The sequence below is a fragment of the Sphingomonas echinoides genome (assembly GCF_029623395.1).
In the GTDB taxonomy this organism is placed as follows: domain Bacteria; phylum Pseudomonadota; class Alphaproteobacteria; order Sphingomonadales; family Sphingomonadaceae; genus Sphingomonas; species Sphingomonas echinoides_A.
Genome location: NZ_JAPYKK010000036.1, coordinates 1 through 17,276 on the forward strand (window position 1 = coordinate 1; position 17,276 = coordinate 17,276).

Annotated in this window: 16 protein-coding genes; 10 read left to right on the plus strand and 6 right to left on the minus strand. The window is 67.3% G+C overall.

Annotated elements, in window-relative coordinates; translation table 11 throughout:
- The first annotated feature begins 153 nt into the window (after positions 1 to 153).
- Both QBJ92_RS16955 and QBJ92_RS16960 read left to right on the plus strand, forming a co-directional pair.
- Complete coding sequence (locus QBJ92_RS16955; RefSeq protein WP_277970871.1) at positions 154 to 639, plus strand: GAF domain-containing protein; 486 nt, start codon at positions 154 to 156, stop codon at positions 637 to 639.
- Between the two features lie 66 nt (positions 640 to 705).
- A complete protein-coding gene (locus QBJ92_RS16960) occupies positions 706 to 1,098 on the plus strand; it encodes a hypothetical protein (RefSeq protein WP_277970872.1) in 393 nt (130 codons plus the stop codon).
- Between the two features lie 79 nt (positions 1,099 to 1,177).
- Here QBJ92_RS16960 and QBJ92_RS16965 read toward each other — a convergent pair whose 3' ends face one another.
- The gene (locus tag QBJ92_RS16965) at positions 1,178 to 2,515 is read right to left on the minus strand and encodes a M20/M25/M40 family metallo-hydrolase (RefSeq protein WP_277970873.1); all 1,338 of its coding nucleotides are present in this window, start codon (positions 2,513 to 2,515) and stop codon (positions 1,178 to 1,180) included.
- Positions 2,516 to 2,650: 135 nt separating this feature from the next.
- Between QBJ92_RS16965 and QBJ92_RS16970 the strand changes: the two genes are divergently transcribed.
- Together QBJ92_RS16970 and QBJ92_RS16975 are read left to right on the plus strand one after the other, a co-directional pair.
- Positions 2,651 to 3,061 carry a hypothetical protein gene (locus tag QBJ92_RS16970; RefSeq protein ID WP_277970874.1) on the plus strand — a complete coding sequence of 137 codons (411 nt, stop codon included), beginning with the start codon at positions 2,651 to 2,653 and terminating at the stop codon, positions 3,059 to 3,061.
- Positions 3,062 to 3,144: 83 nt separating this feature from the next.
- The gene (locus tag QBJ92_RS16975) at positions 3,145 to 5,196 is read left to right on the plus strand and encodes a TonB-dependent receptor (protein ID WP_277970875.1); all 2,052 of its coding nucleotides are present in this window, start codon (positions 3,145 to 3,147) and stop codon (positions 5,194 to 5,196) included.
- Here the strand turns inward: QBJ92_RS16975 and QBJ92_RS16980 are convergent.
- Together QBJ92_RS16980 and QBJ92_RS16985 are read right to left on the minus strand one after the other, a co-directional pair.
- Entirely contained in the window at positions 5,193 to 5,876 is a 684-nt protein-coding gene (locus tag QBJ92_RS16980) for an HAD-IA family hydrolase (protein ID WP_277970876.1), read from the minus strand. The two genes, QBJ92_RS16975 and QBJ92_RS16980, sit on opposite strands and share 4 nt — an antisense overlap.
- A gap of 111 nt (positions 5,877 to 5,987) precedes the next feature.
- Entirely contained in the window at positions 5,988 to 6,443 is a 456-nt protein-coding gene (locus QBJ92_RS16985; RefSeq protein WP_277970877.1) for a universal stress protein, read from the minus strand.
- Between the two features lie 128 nt (positions 6,444 to 6,571).
- Between QBJ92_RS16985 and QBJ92_RS16990 the strand changes: the two genes are divergently transcribed.
- From QBJ92_RS16990 to QBJ92_RS17015, 6 genes are all read left to right on the plus strand, one after another.
- On the plus strand, positions 6,572 to 7,936 hold the full coding sequence (locus QBJ92_RS16990; protein WP_277970878.1) for a pyruvate dehydrogenase complex dihydrolipoamide acetyltransferase: 1,365 nt from the start codon (positions 6,572 to 6,574) through the stop codon (positions 7,934 to 7,936).
- 1 nt (position 7,937) lies between these two features.
- Entirely contained in the window at positions 7,938 to 8,159 is a 222-nt protein-coding gene (locus QBJ92_RS16995; RefSeq protein ID WP_277970879.1) for a hypothetical protein, read from the plus strand.
- Positions 8,152 to 8,550 (plus strand): acyl-CoA thioesterase, encoded by a 399-nt coding sequence (locus tag QBJ92_RS17000; RefSeq protein ID WP_277970880.1) that lies wholly within the window; start codon positions 8,152 to 8,154, stop codon positions 8,548 to 8,550. Before QBJ92_RS16995 ends, QBJ92_RS17000 begins: the two co-directional genes overlap by 8 nt.
- Entirely contained in the window at positions 8,543 to 9,937 is a 1,395-nt protein-coding gene (lpdA, locus tag QBJ92_RS17005; protein WP_277970881.1) for a dihydrolipoyl dehydrogenase, read from the plus strand. The genes QBJ92_RS17000 and lpdA overlap by 8 nt, the downstream gene beginning before the upstream one ends.
- Before the next feature lies 1 nt (position 9,938).
- Complete coding sequence (locus tag QBJ92_RS17010) at positions 9,939 to 11,354, plus strand: hypothetical protein (RefSeq protein ID WP_277970882.1); 1,416 nt, start codon at positions 9,939 to 9,941, stop codon at positions 11,352 to 11,354.
- Positions 11,355 to 11,490: 136 nt separating this feature from the next.
- On the plus strand, positions 11,491 to 11,826 hold the full coding sequence (locus QBJ92_RS17015; RefSeq protein WP_277970883.1) for a phasin family protein: 336 nt from the start codon (positions 11,491 to 11,493) through the stop codon (positions 11,824 to 11,826).
- Between the two features lie 31 nt (positions 11,827 to 11,857).
- Here the strand turns inward: QBJ92_RS17015 and QBJ92_RS17020 are convergent, their stop codons facing one another.
- The 3 genes from QBJ92_RS17020 to QBJ92_RS17030 all read right to left on the minus strand — a co-directional run bounded on the left by QBJ92_RS17020 (position 11,858) and on the right by QBJ92_RS17030 (position 17,274).
- Positions 11,858 to 12,382 (minus strand): GNAT family N-acetyltransferase, encoded by a 525-nt coding sequence (locus tag QBJ92_RS17020; protein ID WP_277970884.1) that lies wholly within the window; start codon positions 12,380 to 12,382, stop codon positions 11,858 to 11,860.
- 90 nt (positions 12,383 to 12,472) lie between these two features.
- Positions 12,473 to 14,062 (minus strand): efflux transporter outer membrane subunit, encoded by a 1,590-nt coding sequence (locus QBJ92_RS17025; protein ID WP_277970885.1) that lies wholly within the window; start codon positions 14,060 to 14,062, stop codon positions 12,473 to 12,475.
- Positions 14,059 to 17,274, minus strand: coding sequence for an efflux RND transporter permease subunit (locus QBJ92_RS17030; RefSeq protein ID WP_277970886.1), 3,216 nt, complete (start codon positions 17,272 to 17,274; stop codon positions 14,059 to 14,061). The genes QBJ92_RS17025 and QBJ92_RS17030 overlap by 4 nt, the downstream gene beginning before the upstream one ends.
- Between the last annotated feature and the right edge of the window lie 2 nt (positions 17,275 to 17,276).

Consider the following 17,276-nt stretch of genomic DNA (forward strand, 5'->3'; position numbering starts at 1 on the left):
AACGGGTGACGGGAATGGCGACCATGAATCGCCTCCTAATCCAAGAGCGCGCCCGGGTCGATTGGCTGTCGCGCGCGGACGGGCGGGTTGTTCCGACCGGCCAGCTTTGCCAAGAGCGTGGGCGCGCAGGGCGTTCGCGCGACGGAGATGACGATGTACGAATTCACGGTGTCCGCGGACTCCAAGGCCGAACTGTATCGCGACCTGCATGCCGCGCTCGACGCGCTGACCGAGGGCGAGCACGATGCGATCGCCAATATGGCGAATGCGGCGGCGCTGATTGCGCAATATCTGCCTGATCTCAACTGGTCGGGATTCTACCGGATGGTCGCGGGCGAGCTGGTCGTCGGGCCGTTCCTCGGCAAGCCCGCGTGCATCCGGATCGCGGTCGGCGACGGGGTCTGCGGCGCGGCGGCGAAGACGCTGGAGACGCAGCTGGTCGAGGACGTTCACGCGTTCCCGGGGCATATCGCGTGCGATGCGGCGAGCCGCTCCGAACTGGTCGTGCCGATCGTCCATGAGGACCGGTTGATCGGCGTGCTGGATCTCGACAGCCCGAGCGCGGCGCGGTTCGACGCGCAGGATGCCGCTGGGTGCGAGGCGCTGATGACGTTGCTCGCGCCGCGGATTGCGGCCTGACCAGGGCTGGGGTTTACCGAGTCTTCATCTCGCTCCGGCAGGCTCGGAAATGCTGGGAGCAATGTGATGGTACGGTTTGGCGTTTTTATAGCGACGATGGCGGCGGTATTCGTCGGGACCGCGGGGCATGCGCAACAGACCCGCGCCCCGGCGCCACCCCAGGATGCGGCGCCGCTCGTCTACGTCGATGCAAGCGCGATCGTGCGAGAGGCGAACGACCGGGCCGACCGAACCGGCGATTACGGTTATCTGGACGTCCCGCCCGTGGTCGAGTTGCCGCAGGTCGTGTCGCGCGGCGGCGTGACGAGCTACGCGACCAACGGCGCGTATCTGGGCGGGGCTGGGCAACGCTATGAGGCCGGGGGCAGCAGCGTCGTGACGGTTCGGAGTGGCGCCACTTACGGCTATCCGGAAGCGGTGGCCCCTCCGCGCCATCGCAAGCGGGTGCGGCGGCGGTAGCGATCGCCCTTCGAGCGCAGGGCGCCTGAGTCTTCCGTTTGCGCCTCCCCGACCGTCGTCGGGGAGGGGATCCCCAACCTCAGCGCTTGCGCGGCTCCGGCCCGGCGAACGTGATCAGGCTTTCCGCCCCATCCGCACCGACCGCGCCCACGCCGACGAACGTATCGTCGACGATCACGTCCTTCAGCACCGACGTGACAGCGGGCGCGGCGACCTCCACGACCTTCTGCCAGTCCTGCACGTCGTTGCGCCGATAATGGACGCGGTAGCGCACCGCGCCTGTGACCGGCTCCCACTTGACCGTCGTGTCGGTCGCGAGCGCACCCGCGATCGTCACGCCGGTCGGCGCGGCGGGGGCGGCGGCGATCCGGCGGATCGTCGCGACGTTGATCGCGGTGACCTTCGCGAGATAGGGGAAGTCCATCTTGTCGACGGTGTCGCCGTAGACGACACCATTTTCGGTGCGCAGGTCCTGGTGCTGCTGCGTGTAATTCTCCGCGGCGACCGAGAAGCGCACCGCGGGATAGCCGAGCTTGAGGAACGGCTCATGGTCGCCGCCGCGCCCGAACCGATCCGGGCGGCGGTCGAGCATCACGTCGAGCCCGCCGGGGATGCCTTGAGCGACGCCGTCGATCGCCTTTGCCAAGCTGCGCGAGGGGCCGTCGTCCTCGCCGCCATTGCCGCGCCGCGCGATCTGCGCGGGGAGGTCCTCCGACGCGCGAATCCCTTCCGAGAACACGCGCACCCGATCGGCGACGCGCACCCCGTTCTGGCCGACCGTATTGCCGACGATGTCGTTGTTGAGCATCGCCGAGACCGTCCAGCCGCGCTGCTTAGCGGTGTCGGCGAGCAGCGTCGCGCCGAGCAGTCCCTGTTCCTCCCCCGAGAACACCGCATAGACGATCGTCGCGCGGAATTTCTCCTTCGACAACAGCCGCGCCGCCTCGAGCACCAGCGCGACGCCCGATGCATCGTCGTTCGCGCCGGGGGCATCCTTGGTAATGTCCATCACGTCGGTAACGCGGCTGTCGATATGCGCGCCGACGATGACGACGCGCTTGGGGTCGAGCCCCTGCTGGAAACCGAGCACGTCGACGATGTTGACGCCGTTCGGCGCGCGCGCGTTGGTGACGGTTTGCGCGATGTTGGCGACCGTGATGCAGCCGTCGCACGCGTCCGCGATGCGCGTGAGCTCGCCCCCGGCCCATTTCCGCGCAGCCCCGATCCCACGGACGGGGTCGTCGGCGGAGGACAGCGTGTGGCGCGTGCCGAAGCTGACGAGCTTTTCGACGGTGGCCTTCAGGCGGGCAGGGTCGGGCAGGCGGGCAGGGTCAGGGGCTTGCGGCGGCGTGGTCTGGGCGAGGGCTGGGGTGGCTAAGATCGCAAGAGCGGCGAGGGGAAGGGGGAAGATACGCATCGCCTCATCGTGGCGGGGAAGCGGCGCGGCTTCAAGGGGTGTCGGACCGCTGGGGTCGGCTGACGACGGCGGGGGCGACCGGATTAGGACGAAGGTCCGAGTGACAGGATCGGTGGGAGGCGATAAGCCGCGGCGGTGCAGGCCATTCGACACCTTTTCGCGCAACGCGTGCTGGTCGTCCTGCTCTGCGCCGCCACGCTGCTGCTCAAGCTGCTCGTCCCGACCGGTTATATGATCGGGGTCGACCACGGCCACATCGCGATCACCGTCTGCCCGGGGGTCGTGCCGACGGCTACGGCGATGGCGATGCCCGGCATGCAGCACCACGCGACGGGCCAGGGCAAGTCGAGCGATCACGGCAAGGCGGAAATGCCCTGCGCCTTCGCCGGACTGTCAGCGGCGATGACGGGGGCGATCGACCCGATCCAGTTGGCCGCCCTCATCGCCTTCGTGATCGCGATCGGGCTGGGCGGGGTATTGCTGCCCGCCCCGTTCGCTCCCACGCATTTGCGGCCGCCGCTGCGCGGACCGCCGCGCCGCCTTTGATCCGTCTCCCCGCGTCGGCCCGATCGTCGCGTTCGTGAACTACGGTCGGCGTTGCACACGTCGAACCGATCAAAGGTATTGCCATGTCCAGATCCTACCTGCTGGCAGGGGGCGCGCTGTCGTGCTTCGTGCTCGCCGCTCCCGCATCCGCCGAGGATGCCGCCGCGTCTCCCTTGAACGACATCGTCGTCACCGCCACGCGCTCCGCGCGCGCGTTGGCGGACGTGCCGTCCAGTGTCAGCGTCATTACCGCCGAACAGATCGCCGGCACGCCCGCGCGCACGATCGACGACGTGTTGCGACGCGTGCCCTCGGTCGACCTGCCGATCGCCAGCACCAACGAACAGCATCCGACCAACACGATCGTCTCGATGCGGGGGTTGAGCGGGATCCGTGCGCTCGTCCTGCTGGACGGCGTGCCGATCAACGACCCGTTCTTCGGCTATGTCCAGTGGAGCGAGGTGCCGCTGCAGACGATCGATCGGGTCGAGGTGGTCCGCGGCGGCGGCGCGCCGCTGTGGGGGAATTACGCGATGGGGGGCGTCATCAACATCCTGACTCGCCCGATCGACCAGACCAGCGTGGTCGCCGAAGCGGCGGGCGGAAGTCGCGAGAGTTACCGCGTGGACGGCCATGCGGCGCTTGCCGGAAACGGATACGGAGTCGGACTCGACGCCGGGATCAACCACAGCGACGGCTATATCCAGCAAGTCGAAAGCGCGCGCGGCGCGGCGACGGTGCCGACCGCCTTCACCGCGCGCTCGGTCGGGCTTTCTGGGAATGCCGACCTGACGCCCACTCTCTCCGCACGGGGGCGAGCGAGCTATTACGACAACGACCAGACCTTCCTCACCCGGCGCAACACAAACGATCAGCGGACCTGGCGCTACACCGGCACGCTGACGTGGAAGCCGCGCGACGGCGAGTCGGTCGATCTGACCGCGTTCCACAATGACGAGCGGTTCCTCACCAACAATCCGGGTGCGCCGGAAGGCGCGAACCCCAACGACGTCGAGTTCGTCCAGAACAGCCACCGCACCCGCGCGCACGACACGGGCGTGTCGCTGATCTGGGCGAAGACCTTCTCCGGCCCGCTGCGCGCGGTGTCGGTCGGCGCGGACTATCACGGCGTGCGCGGAAGCGACCGCGCGACCATCTTTGACGAGACCGGCGCGCGCGTGCGGCTCGATACCGGTTCCGGCAACCAGCGCTTCCTCGGTGGCTTCGCGCAAGCCGATCTGCGGCCGCTCGACCGCCTGCAACTGTTGTTGAGCGTCCGCTACCAGGATTTCTACAGCTATGACGGCGTGGACGATACGCCGGGCGGGCTGGGCAAGGTGGCGCGCCGCCACGACAGCGATGTCGATCCACGACTGTCGATCCGCTATCAGCTTCCCGAGGGCGTCGCCTTGCGCGGCGCGTTGTACCGCGCGTTTCGCGCGCCGACGCTCGACAACCTGTATCGCGGTGCCTCGGTGCCCGGCTATATCCTGTACGGCAATGCCGCGCTGAAGCCCGAGACGCTCGAGGGCGTGGAGGCGGGGTTCGACGTGGATCGTGGGGCGGTCCGGTTCCAGGCGACGGCCTACGCCAGTCGCATCGCCGATTTCCTGACCTATCGCTATCTCGACCCCGCGACCTTGCCGGCGGGGTTCGACATCGGCGCGCGGCTCATCAACGCCGGGCGCGCGCGCACCCGTGGGGTGGAGGCCGAACTGACGTGGAAACCGCGGCCGACGCTGACCGCGACGATCGCCTACACTTATGCGGATTCATTGGTCACGCGGAACCCGGAGGACCCCGCGAGCATCGGCGTCCAGCAGCCGGGGATCCCGAAGCACCGTGCGAGCGCCGCCGTCGACTGGCGTGGACCCTACGGAATCACGCTGTCGCCGCGCGTTCGGTATCTGGCGCGGACCAACGGCGACCCGGATGCGCTGTATCGGACCGATGCACATTTCATCGCCGACCTCGGCGCGAGCGTTCCCGTCCGGCGCGACGTCGAACTGTTCGGCCAGATCGAAAACCTGTTCGACCGCCGCTACATCGGGACCAACGACGGCTTTACCGCCGCGCTCTACGGCAAGCCGTTCACCGCGGTCACGGGGGTAAGGATCAAGCTGGGCGCGCTCTAGCCGATCGCGGCGAGCCGGATCAGCCCGTCCGCGTGGCGCGTGGTGAGACCGCGATAATCGCGGATGTGCGGATATTCGGTGTCTATCGGGTGCTGGTGCGTCACCGTGATCACCACGACGGGCGCGCCCGCGGCGCGCCCCGCCTGGATCCCGGCGGGCGCGTCCTCGAACACGAGGCATTGCGTCACGTCCTTGCCGAGGCGGCGGGCGGCTTCGATGTAGCAATCGGGGGCGGGCTTGCCGGCGGCGATGTCCTCGGCGGTGATGAACAGGCCGGGCGCGACCAGCCCGGCCGCCGCGAGCCGCGCCTCGGCGAGTGCGCGCGTGGCCGAGGTCACGATCGCCCAGCCGTCGTGGGGGAGGCTCGCGACGAAATCGCGCGCGCCATCGATCGCGCGGACGCCGTCCAGATCCACCATCTCCTCACGCGCGATCCACGCGGCTTCCGCGACCGGGTCGATTCCGGGAATGGCGAGCCGCTTGATCGTCTCGATCGTCTGCACCCCGTGGATCGTCGGAAGGATCTTCACCGGATCGAGCCCGTGCCCGCGCAGCCAGCGCGACCAGACGCGTTCCGCGGACTCGATCGAGGTCAGGAGCGTGCCGTCCATGTCGAACAGACAGGCCTGGAAGCCGCGATCCGGGTGGGGCACCGGCGATGCCGAGGGGGGATACTGCATGCCGCGTGCGTTCGGAGAATTTCCGACGGAATTCAAGAGCGCGCGCTGGCGACCGCAGTTTCACGAAACTTTACAAAGGCTCTTTTTCCACAGCGGTTTCCGCCGCGCCGTTCAGCTCAACCGGTCGATCGCTTCGCGGTCGAGCGAGCCCGGCACGATCATCAGCGGGATCGGCAGACCGCCCGCATCCTGTCCCGCGAAATGCGCGACCAGCGGACCGGGCGCGCCCGACGCTGCCGTCGCCAGCACCAGCGCGGCGATGTCCGGATTGGCGCCGATCATCTCGCGGATCACCTTGGGGCCTTCGCCCTGGCGCACCGTGATCGACGGGCGGAGCCCCGATTCCTGGATGAGCGTTCCCGCCGCCCCGGTCACCAGCGCTTCGGCATGGTCGCGCGCTTCGTCCTCGATCGTCGCCTGCACGCCGCCGAACGGCGTGAATTCGGTCGGCGGCACCAGCGCGAGGATCTCAACGCCGCCCCCCGTCTTGACCGCGCGGCGTGCGGCGAAGCGCAGCGCGATGCTGCTTTCGGGCGTTTCATCGATCACGACCAGATATATGCGCATTTGTGTGAACTCTCCCCTGTGGTTAAGTGGGGTTAACGGCCGCTTGACGCAAGCGTCGGTCTTGACCGCACCTTGATCGGGCGCGAAGGACTGCGGCCATAGGATTCGGTCAAAACAAGGACGTGTCGATGCCGGTCGAGATCAAAATGCCTGCGCTTTCCCCGACGATGGAGGAGGGTACGCTGGCCAAGTGGCTGGTCAAGGAAGGCGACGTCGTCAAATCCGGTGACCTGATGGCCGAAATCGAGACCGACAAGGCGACGATGGAATTCGAAGCGGTCGACGAAGGCACGATCGGCAAGATCCTCGTTGCCGAGGGGACCGACAACGTGAAGGTCGGCACGGTCATCGCGACGCTGCTCGAAGACGGCGAGAGCGCCGGCGACACGACGCCGGCGCCCGCCGCGAAGGAATCCGAGCCCAAGCCGTCGGCGGAAGATCCCAACAAGACCGGCAGCGAAGCCAAGCCCGTCGAGCGCACGACCGAGCAGGCCGAGGATCACGGCAACCCCGAAGGCGGCGCTGCGCCCAAGTCGGCGGCACCCGCGCCGACGCCCGCACCGCGCCAGGATAACGAGCGCGTCAAGGCGAGCCCGCTCGCGCGGCGCATCGCTGCCGAAAAGAGCATCGACCTTGCCGCGCTGCAGGGTTCCGGCCCGAACGGTCGGATCGTCCGGGCGGATCTGGACAACGCCAAGGCCGGTGCGACCAAGTCCGCTGCGCCTGCATCGAGCGACGCCGCCGCCGCGCCCACGCCGAGTGCTGCGCCTGCGCCCGCGCCCAAGCCTGCCGCGATCCCGGATATTCCGCACACCGCCGAGAAGCTCAGCAACGTCCGCAAGACGATCGCACGTCGCCTGACCGAATCGAAGCAGACCGTTCCGCATATCTACCTGACGGTCGACATCCGGCTCGACGCGCTACTCAAGCTGCGCAGCGACATGAACAAGGGCCTCGAAAGCCGCGGCGTGAAGCTGTCGGTCAACGATCTGCTGATCAAGGCGCTCGCCGCCAGCCTGATGCAGGTGCCAAAGTGCAACGTCATGTTCACGCCGGACCAGCTGATCAGCTTCGAGCGGGCGGACATCTCGGTCGCGGTGTCGACCCCGTCGGGGCTGATCACGCCGATCGTCTCGCACGCCGACACCAAGGGCGTCGCCGCGATCTCGACGCAGATGAAGGACCTTGCCGCGCGGGCCCGCGACAACAAGCTCAAGCCCGAGGAATATCAGGGCGGTACGGCGTCGCTCAGCAACATGGGCATGTACGGGATCAAGCAGTTCGAGGCGGTGATCAACCCGCCGCAGGGCATGATCATGGCGATCGGCGCGGGCGAGAAGCGTCCGTACATCGTCGACGACCAGCTCGGTGTCGCAACCGTGATGTCGGCGACCGGCAGCTTCGATCACCGCGCGATCGACGGTGCGGACGGCGCACAGTTGATGCAGGCGTTCAAGGCGCTGGTCGAATCGCCGCTCGGCATGCTCGCCTGAGATGCTGTGGCGCACCCTGATCGAGGTCCTGTGGATCGTCGCGGGGCTGATCGGCGCGGCGGTGTTCGCATCGCTCGCGACCTGGTCGGTTCCGTCGGCGCGGGATTCGATCTGGGGTGTGGCGTATGTCTCGATGTTCGTGCTGGTGTTGATGGGCATCGGGCCGCTCCGGCTGGCGCGCGCGCGGGACCGCGCGGGGCGGAGCGATCCCCCGAATGTCTGAAGCACCCCCCAGCGCCGCCCCCGCGATCCGCGCGACCGCGATGGCGTGCGACGCCAACCCGTACGGCAAGATCTTCGTCGGCTGGTTGATGGGGCAAATGGCGCTGGCCGCCGGGTCGGTCGCGTCGCGGCATTGCGGCGGGCGGGCCCCCGTCGTCGCGGCGGACGGCTTCAGCTTCACCGCGCCGGTGGAAATTGGCGACGAAGTCAGCTTCCACGCGGAGATTACCGGCACCGGCCGTACCTCGATGACCGTCGCGGTCACCGTCTGGCGGCGCGATCGGCACGGCGAACACACTGCCCGCGCGGCAAGCGGGCGCTTTACCCTGGTTTCGATGGGGGCGGACGACCGTCCAAGCCCGTTGCAAGAAGAAGGATCCTCCCTTGGCTGATACGTTCGACCTCGTCATCCTCGGCTCCGGCCCCGGCGGCTATGTCGCCGCCATTCGCGCTTCGCAACTCGGTCTCAAGGTCGCGATCATCGAGCGCGAGCGCTTGGGCGGCATTTGCCTCAACTGGGGCTGCATCCCGACCAAGGCACTGCTGCGCACGTCCGAAATCTATCACTACATGCAGAATGCCGAGAGCTACGGCCTCAGCGCGGACAACGTCAGCTTCGATCTGAACAAGGTGGTCGAGCGCAGCCGCAAGGTCGCGGGCCAGCTCAACGCTGGCGTCAAAGGCCTGATGAAGAAGAACAAGATCCAGGTGTTCGAAGGGGTCGGCGCGCTGACGGGCAAGGGCAAGCTGACCGTCAAGCAAGGCGACAAGACCACCGAGCTCGAAGCCAAGCACATCATCGTCGCGACCGGCGCGCGCGCGCGCGACCTGCCGTTCGCCAAGGCGGACGGCGAGCGGATCTGGACGTACCGGCACGCGATGGTTCCGCCGGAAATGCCGACCAAGCTGCTGGTCATCGGATCGGGCGCGATCGGCGTGGAATTCGCGAGCTTCTACAACGACATGGGCGCCGACGTTACGATCGTGGAGATGCTCCCGCGGATCCTGCCGGTCGAGGACGAGGAAGTCTCCGCGTTCATGGACAAGGCACTGACCAAGCAGGGGATCAAGCTGCTCGTCGGGACCGGGCTCGAAGGCATCGAGACCTCGGCCAAGGGCGTCACCGCCAAGATCAAGGGCAAGGACGGCAAGGTTACCTCGGAAGAGTATAGCCACGTCATCGTCGCGATCGGCATCGTTCCCAACACCGAGAACATCGGGATCGAGGCGCTCGGGATCGAGACCGAGCGCGGGCACATCAAGGTCGATGGCTATGCGCGCACCAACGTCGAGGGGATTTACGCGATCGGCGACGTGACCGGCGCGCCGTGGCTGGCGCACAAGGCAAGCCATGAGGGCATCGTCTGCGTCGAGGCGATCGCGGGGCTCAAGCCCCATCCGTTCGAGAAGTGGAACATCCCGGGCTGCACCTATTCGCGCCCGCAGGTCGCGAGCGTCGGCTTCACCGAGGCGAAGGCCAAGGAGGCCGGATACGAGCTCAAGGTCGGGAAATTCCCGTTCATCGGCAACGGCAAGGCGATCGCGCTCGGCGAGGCGGAAGGCTTCGTCAAGACCGTGTTCGACGCCAAGACCGGCGAGCTGCTGGGCGCGCACATGGTCGGCGCGGAAGTCACCGAGCTGATCCAGGGATATGTCGTCGCGCGGCAGCTCGAGACGACCGAGGCAGAGCTGATGGAGACGGTGTTCGCGCATCCCACCCTCAGCGAGATGATGCACGAGAGCGTCCTCGGCGCGTACGGCCGAGCGATCCACTTCTGATATGACCGTTGACCAGCGCAACCCCGCAATCCTGGCCGGGGTGGCGCTGGCGCTCTGCGTCGTAGCGCTCGGCCTGTTCTGGCCGGGTGTCGCGATGTACGACACGATCGCGCAATTCGGTCAGGTGGTGTCTGGTCGCTTTGACGACTGGCACCCCCCGATCATGGCGCGGCTCTGGACCGTGCTGCACGCCGCCGTCGGTGGCGAAGCCGCGCCGATGCTCGTCCTGCAAATGACGTTGTACTGGGCCGGGCTCGGGCTGATCGCCACCGCGCTTGCCCGGACCGGCAAGGCGCGGTCGGGCGTCGCGGTGTTCGCGATCGGGCTGACGCCGCTGTTCCTCGGCTGGCAGGGCACCGTGCTCAAAGACGCGCAAATGTTGGGCGCGATGCTTGCGGCGGTCGGGCTGGTCGCCTGGTGGCGGCTGCGCGCGGTGCCGGTTCCGGCCTGGGCGTGGCTGCTGGTGACGATCCTGCTGGGCTATGCGACGCTTGTGCGCGCCAATGCGGTGTTCGCGACCGTCGCGCTCGCGGTGATGCTCGTCGGTCCGCGCAACTGGTGGGGACGCGGCGCGCTGGCGCTCGTCGGGGTCGGCGCCGTGCTCGCGGTGTCGTCGCCGATCAACCACGGCTTGTTCGGTGCGGCCAGCAGCGGGGTCGAGCGGACCGAGGCGATCTACGATCTGTCAGCGATCGCCGTCGGGGCGCCGGGGACGCCGACCGGCCTGTCGGCTGCGAGCGTCCGCGAGATCGCGGCACGCCACTGCGTCAAACCGTATTTCTGGGACCCGCTCGGCGAGGCGACGCGCTGTGGCGGGCTGGTCGATGCGCTGCACGCCTATCCGCCCGGAACGTTGTACGGCATGCTCGCCACCGCGATCGTCCGCGCGCCCGGCACCTATCTCGCGCATCGGCTGGCGCATTGGAATTCGACCGAGCGCTGGCTCGTCGGGGCAGGGGCGCCGGGCGCGCTTCCGCCGGTGGTCAGCGAGGCCAACACGCTGGGACTGTCCAGCCCCGCTCCGACGGTTCGGCTGTGGCTGAACGTCGAGCGCGTTACGGTCGATACGCCGCTCGGCTGGCCGATCGCGTTCTATGGGCTGGCGCTGGTGGGGTTCGTCGTGGCGGTGCGTCGACCGGCGGGGGCGCTTCGTGAGATCGCGCTTGCGCTGCTCGTGTCGGCGATCCTGCTCGAAACCAGCTTCCTCGTCCTCAGCATCGCGTCCGACTTGCGCTATCACCTGTGGTCGATGGTGGCGACGTCGGTCGCGCTCGTGCTGCTGGTGGCGGAGCGGCGGCCGACGCGGCGCGAATGGCTGGCAGGTGGCGCGGCGTTGCTGCTGATCACGGTGAGCGGGACGATCGCCAGGATCGTGCTGCCACAGGCACCCGCGACGTACGCGGCGCAATTGCTGTGACGGTTCGAAAAGCCGTTCCGTGCGTTACACTTATGGGTGATCGGCGGCGCGTCCGTCGGCACCTGCACGCAATACCGGCACGTACCGTCGGGACCGGCCGTTCGGAGAGCGGCATCCAAGCAGAAGGAGCCAAGGCATGACCGACCATATGCAGGACGCGTTCAAGGAAAAGATCGTCGACCCCGCCCGCAAGGCCGGCGAAGCGTTGCGCGACGCGGGCGGCAAGATGGCCGAGAACGGGTCGACCGTCAGCCTCAAGATGCTCGATCAGGCCGAGACCAACACGCGCGAAGCGTTCAACGCGATGCGCGCCGCAGCGTCGGCGACCGATCTTTCCGAGGTGATGAAGATCCAGGGCGATTTCATCCGCGAGCAAAGCGCGCGGAACATGACCCAGGCACGCGAGATCGGCGAGTTGATCCTGAAATTCGGGCGCGACACCGTCGGCATGGTACGCGGCGAGAAGGGCTGACCCCTTCCGGGCGGGCGCCGCCGACTAGAGGCTAGGCGCCCGCTGCCGCGGCCGTCTCCCGCCCGATGTCCGCGCTCATGATCGCGAGGTCGTGGTACACGCCCTCGCGATCCCGCACATGGTCGCGCAGCAGCGCCTCGGCGCGAAACCCCAGGCTTTCGAACAGCATGACCGATCCGATCTGGTCGGGCGTGAGGTTCGCGATGAGTTTGGTCAGCCCGCGCTCCTGCGCAATCACGTAAATCCCTTCGAGCAGATCCCGCCCGACCCCGACCCCGCGGCGCGGCGGCGTTACGAGCAAGCGGACTTCCCCGACATGCCCGCTCCAGCCGAGCGGATCGCAGACCAGCGCCGCGGTGCCGACCAATTGGCCGTTCTCTTCCGCGACCAGACCGTCGATATAGCCCTCGTCCATCGCATCGACCCATGCGGCAACGACTCGGGGATGGCGCAGATCGCGTCCCAGGAAAAGCAGGTCGTGCTCCGGCAATTGCTGCGCGAAGGCGATCATCGCAGGCTGATCGGCAGCGGTAAAACGCCGGATGCGGTGGCTCATGTCGATCGTATCCCAGCCGATCCACCGGAAGGCCAGTACCGCCCGGTCACCATCGCCCCGCCGGAACCCTTGCAGAAAGACTCCGCAAAGTCACCCGTTCCGTGGCGAAGCTCCGTCCGTGGCCTGTACGGGAACGGGACGTGGCCCGTCCACGGTCGGGTCGAGCAGCGAATCCCCGCCCAGCACGCGGTACAGCGTCACGAGATTGGTCGCCCCGGTCAGCCGCGTCGTGACCAGCGTCCGCTGCGCAGAGTAGAGCGACCGCTGCGCATCGAGGCTTTGCAGGAACGTGTCGATGCCACCGCGATAGCGCGCGTCCGACAGCCGGTAATTGTCGCCCGCCGCCGCCGACAGAGCGACTTGCGCGGCAAGCTGACGATCGATCGTCCCGCGCCGTGCAAGCGCGTCCGCGACTTCGCTGAACGCGGTCTGGATCGCCTTCTCATACGTCGCCAGCGCGGCATCGCGTTGAGCGCGCGTCTGCGCGACACCAGCGCGCGCCGCGCCCGCCTGGAAGATCGAATAGGTCGCGCTTGGCGACACCGAATAGTTGAACGCGCCCCCCGTGAACAAGCTCGACAGCGACGTGCTGGCGAGACCGGCAAGCGCAGTCAGCGAGATGCGCGGGAACAGCGCCGCCCGCGCCGCGCCGATTTCGGCGTTGGTCGCGCGCAATTCATATTCCGCCTGGAGCACGTCAGGCCGACGCAACAGGATTGCCGAGTTGAGCCCGGCGGGTAACTCGGCGACGGTAGGTGCGACCTCCTCGATCGACTTAGGCAGCAACGCTGCGTCGACCGGGGCACCCACGAGCAGTTGCAGCGCATTGGCGTCCTGCGCGACCAATGTCGTCTGCGTCGCAAGGTCGGACTGCGCGGTCTGCAGCACGATCAGCGCCTGCGCGAGATCGGTGCGCGGGGCGATCCCGCCGTCCAGCCGCGCCTTGGTCAGCTTGACGCTGCGTTGTGCGCTCGACGCGGTTTCCTGGGCGATCCGCAGCAGGCTTTGGTCGGACGCGTAGGTCAGCCAAGCGGAGGCGATATCGCCCACCAGCGTCAACCGGGTCGCGCGGGCGGTAGCCTCGGTCGCGAAGTAGCGGTTCTGCGCGGCGGTGGTGAGCGAGCGGATCCGGCCGAACAGATCGATTTCGAACGCGGTAATGCCAGCGTTGAGCGAGAAACTGCTCCGCGCGCCGGTAATGTTCGTCACGCCGCCAGCGCCGGTGTTGCCGTTACCCACGCCCGTGCCGGTCCCAGTGCCCGTTCCGGGGTTGGTCGTGCCGCCCCCGATCCCGCCGCCGTTTCCGGTGCCCGTCCCGGTATTGGTAATGACCCCGCCCGAGCCATTGTCGCGCCGCTGGAAATTGGCTGTGGTGCCGATCGCTGGGAACAGCTCCGCCCGCTGAATGCGATATTGCGCCCGCGCCGTTTCGATATTGGCCGCCGCGACGCGTAAATCGCGATTGTTGGTCAACGCCTGCGCGATGATCGCCTGCAACCGCGGATCGCGGAAGATGTCGCGATAGGTGACACTCGGCAGGCTCGCTTCGCTTTGCCGCAGATAGGCGTCCCCGGTCGGCCAGCTCGGCGGCACCGGCAGCGCGGGCTGAACATATTTCGGCGCCATCGAACAGGCGGATACCGCGAAGATCGATACGCCGAGCAGGATTTTCCGGATCATGCCGTTGCCTCCGGGCGGTCCGACGCCTTGGGGGCGGGCGGACCATAGGGCTCCGACGCGGTGTCGTCGGGCTTCTCGTGGTGGAAATGCTTGAGCACGTCGCGCGTCCCCCGGCGGACGAGCACGAAGAACAACGGGATGTAGAAGATCGCGAGGATCGTCGCGGTCACCATCCCGCCGATCACCGCCGTGCCGATCGCGATCCGGCTGTTGGCGCCGGCACCGGTCGAGATCGCCAGCGGCAGCACGCCGAAAATGAACGCGAAGCTCGTCATCAGGATCGGGCGCAGTCGGATCCGCGCGGCTTCCAGCGCCGCCTCGATCACGCGCATCCCCGATTTCTCGGCCTGCTCGGCGAACTCGATCATCAGGATCGCATTCTTCGCGGCGAGCCCCATGGTCGTCAGCAGCCCGATCTGGAGATACACGTCGTTCTGCAACCCGCGCAGCGTCACCGCAAACACCGCGCCGACGAGGCCGAGCGGAATGATCAGCAGCACCGCGACCGGGATCGACCAGCTTTCATACAAAGCGGCGAGGCACAGGAACACGACCAGCAGCGAGATGGCGTAGAGGAACGGCGCCTGGCCCGAGGACAGCCGCTCCTGATACGACAGGCCAGCCCAGGCGACGCTCGTCCCCGGATATTTCGCGGCGAGTTCGGCCATCCGGTCCATTGCCTGGCCCGAGCTCTGTCCGGGCGCGGCCTGGCCCGAGATTTCGTAGGACGACACGCCCGAGAAGCGCGCGAGCGTCGGCGGCGCGGTGCTCCACGAAATCGACGAGAAGGCGGAGAAGGGCGCCATCGTCCCCGTGCTGCCGCGCACGAACCATTTCGACAGATCGTCCGGCGACGAGCGATACGGCGCATCGCCCTGCACATAGACGCGCTTCACGCGCCCGCGATCGTTGAAGTCGTTGACGTAACTGCCGCCCCAGGCGGTCGACAGCGTCGCGTTCACGTTGGTCTGCGTCAGCCCGAGCGTGCTGAGCTTCTGCGAATCGAGCGCGACCTTGAGCGTCGGCTGGTCCTCCAGATCGGTCGGGCGAACCGCCGCGAGCGTCGAATCCGCGCGCGCCGCCGCCAGCAACGCATCGCGCGCCGCCTTGAACTTCTCGCGCGGCAAACCGCCCGAGTTCTGCAATTCCATCGTAAAGCCGTTGGACTGCCCGAGACCACGCACCGCCGACGGAACGGTCGCATAGAATTCGACGTCGCGCAGGCCGCTCAACGCCTTGGTCGCGCGGCTGGTGATCGCATCCGCGCCATTCTCGACGCCCTTGCGGTCCGCCCAGTCCTTGAGCGCGATGAAGCCGCGACCCGCGTTCGACCCGCCACCACCGCCGCCGCCGCCCGCAACCGTCAGATAGCCGCCGACGTTCTTGCCTTCCTGCTCGCTGAAATACTTCTCGATCTGAAGCTGCGCGACCCGCGTTTGGTTGAGCGTCGCACCCGGCGCGAGGTTGTACTGGATCTGGGCGATGCCCTGGTCCTCGGTCGGGAGGAACCCGGTCGGCAAGCGGACGAACAGCAACACCAGGATCGCCATCAACCCGGCGTAGATCAGCAGGAAGATCCACTTGCGATCGACGACCTTCTGCACGCCCTTGCTATACCGGTCGACCGTGCGGTCGAACCCATTGTTGAACCAGTCCTTGGCGCGTTGGCTCTTGCGGGCGAACCAGCTGTCCTTCTTCTCTTCGTCCTTGCGCTTGAGCAGGGTCGCGGTCAGCGCGGGCGTCAGCACCAGCGCGACCACCACCGACAGCACCATCGCCGAGACGATCGTGATCGAGAACTGGCGGTAGATCACGCCGGTCGACCCGCCGAAGAACGCCATCGGCAGGAACACCGCCGACAGCACCAGCGCGATCGCGATCAGTGCGACGGTAATCTCGTTCATCGACTGGATCGTCGCTTCGCGCGGCGTCATCTCGGGGTTTTCCTCGAGCAGACGCTCGACGTTCTCCACCACGACGATCGCATCGTCGACCAGCAGGCCGATCGCGAGCACCAGCCCGAACAGCGTCAGCGTGTTGATCGAGAAGCCCGCCAGCGCGAAGATCCCGAACGTGCCGAGCAGCACGACCGGCACCGCGATCGTCGGGATCAGCGTCGCGCGCCAGTTCTGCAGGAACACGAACATCACGATGACGACGAGGATGATCGCCTCGAACAGCGTCTTCTCGACCTCTTCGACCGACAGCTTGATGAACGCGGTCGAATCCTGCGGGAAGCTGTAGGCGAAGCCGTCGGGGAAGCTCTTCGACGAGCGCTCGATCTCCGCCTTGACGAGTTCGGCGGTCCCGAGCGCGTCGGCACCAGGCGCGAGGCTGACCGCGATACCCGCGCCCGGATGGCCGTTGACGCGGCTGGTGACCGCGTAGCTTTCCGCGCCCAGCTCGATCCGTCCGACGTCGGACAGATGCACCGCCGACCCGTCGGTCTGCGTCTTGAGCACGATCGCGCGGAACTGCTCGGGGGTCGACAGCCGCGCCTGCGAGGTCACGGTCGCGTCGAGCACCTGCTCGGGCGTGGTGGGCGTGCCGCCGATCTCACCCGCGGCGACTTCGGCGTTCTGCGCCTGGATCGCGGCGGTCACGTCGGACGGCATCAAGCTGTAGCTGGCGAGCTTGTTGGGATCGAGCCAGATCCGCATCGCATATTGCGCGCCAAACACGTTGATGTCGCCGACGCCCTTGATGCGCCCGATCGTGTCCTGCAGGTTGGAGACGAGATAGTCGGACACGTCCTGGTTGGTCTGACGATCGCTGGTGTCGTAGATCGCGGCGATCAGCAGGAAGTCGGGGTTCGACTTGGTGACGGTCAGGCCCTGTTGCTGGACCTGTTGCGGCAAGCGCGAGATCGCCTGCTGGACCTTGTTCTGAACCTGGACCTGCGCGATGTCCGGGTCGGTGCCCTTGGAGAAGGTCGCCGCGATCGTCACCTGTCCGCGCGAGGACGAGCTGGTTGTGAAGTACAGCAGGCCGTCGATGCCGGTCAGCTGCTGCTCGATTACCTGCGCGACCGAATTCTCCAGCGTCTGCGCGTTGGCACCGGGATAGCTCGCGCGGATATTGACCTGGGGTGGCGCGATGTCGGGGAACTGTTCGACCGGAAGCGTATAGATCGCCCCCACGCCGCCGAGCATGATGATGATCGCGATGACCCAGGCGAAGATCGGCCGGTCGATGAAGATCCGCGAGAGCATTG

What these genes read in the sequence shown, in the direction of transcription:
- QBJ92_RS16955 (WP_277970871.1), top strand. Translation starts at nt 154, where the DNA reads ATGTACGAATTCACGGTGTCCGCGGACTCCAAGGCCGAACTGTATCGC.
- QBJ92_RS16960 (WP_277970872.1), top strand. Translation starts at nt 706, where the DNA reads ATGGTACGGTTTGGCGTTTTTATAGCGACGATGGCGGCGGTATTCGTC.
- QBJ92_RS16965 (WP_277970873.1), bottom strand. Translation starts at nt 2,515, where the DNA reads ATGCGTATCTTCCCCCTTCCCCTCGCCGCTCTTGCGATCTTAGCCACC.
- QBJ92_RS16975 (WP_277970875.1), top strand. Translation starts at nt 3,145, where the DNA reads ATGTCCAGATCCTACCTGCTGGCAGGGGGCGCGCTGTCGTGCTTCGTG.
- QBJ92_RS16980 (WP_277970876.1), bottom strand. Translation starts at nt 5,876, where the DNA reads ATGCAGTATCCCCCCTCGGCATCGCCGGTGCCCCACCCGGATCGCGGC.
- QBJ92_RS16985 (WP_277970877.1), bottom strand. Translation starts at nt 6,443, where the DNA reads ATGCGCATATATCTGGTCGTGATCGATGAAACGCCCGAAAGCAGCATC.
- QBJ92_RS16990 (WP_277970878.1), top strand. Translation starts at nt 6,572, where the DNA reads ATGCCGGTCGAGATCAAAATGCCTGCGCTTTCCCCGACGATGGAGGAG.
- QBJ92_RS16995 (WP_277970879.1), top strand. Translation starts at nt 7,938, where the DNA reads ATGCTGTGGCGCACCCTGATCGAGGTCCTGTGGATCGTCGCGGGGCTG.
- QBJ92_RS17000 (WP_277970880.1), top strand. Translation starts at nt 8,152, where the DNA reads ATGTCTGAAGCACCCCCCAGCGCCGCCCCCGCGATCCGCGCGACCGCG.
- QBJ92_RS17010 (WP_277970882.1), top strand. Translation starts at nt 9,939, where the DNA reads ATGACCGTTGACCAGCGCAACCCCGCAATCCTGGCCGGGGTGGCGCTG.
- QBJ92_RS17015 (WP_277970883.1), top strand. Translation starts at nt 11,491, where the DNA reads ATGACCGACCATATGCAGGACGCGTTCAAGGAAAAGATCGTCGACCCC.
- QBJ92_RS17020 (WP_277970884.1), bottom strand. Translation starts at nt 12,382, where the DNA reads ATGAGCCACCGCATCCGGCGTTTTACCGCTGCCGATCAGCCTGCGATG.
- QBJ92_RS17025 (WP_277970885.1), bottom strand. Translation starts at nt 14,062, where the DNA reads ATGATCCGGAAAATCCTGCTCGGCGTATCGATCTTCGCGGTATCCGCC.
- QBJ92_RS17030 (WP_277970886.1), bottom strand. Translation starts at nt 17,274, where the DNA reads ATGCTCTCGCGGATCTTCATCGACCGGCCGATCTTCGCCTGGGTCATC.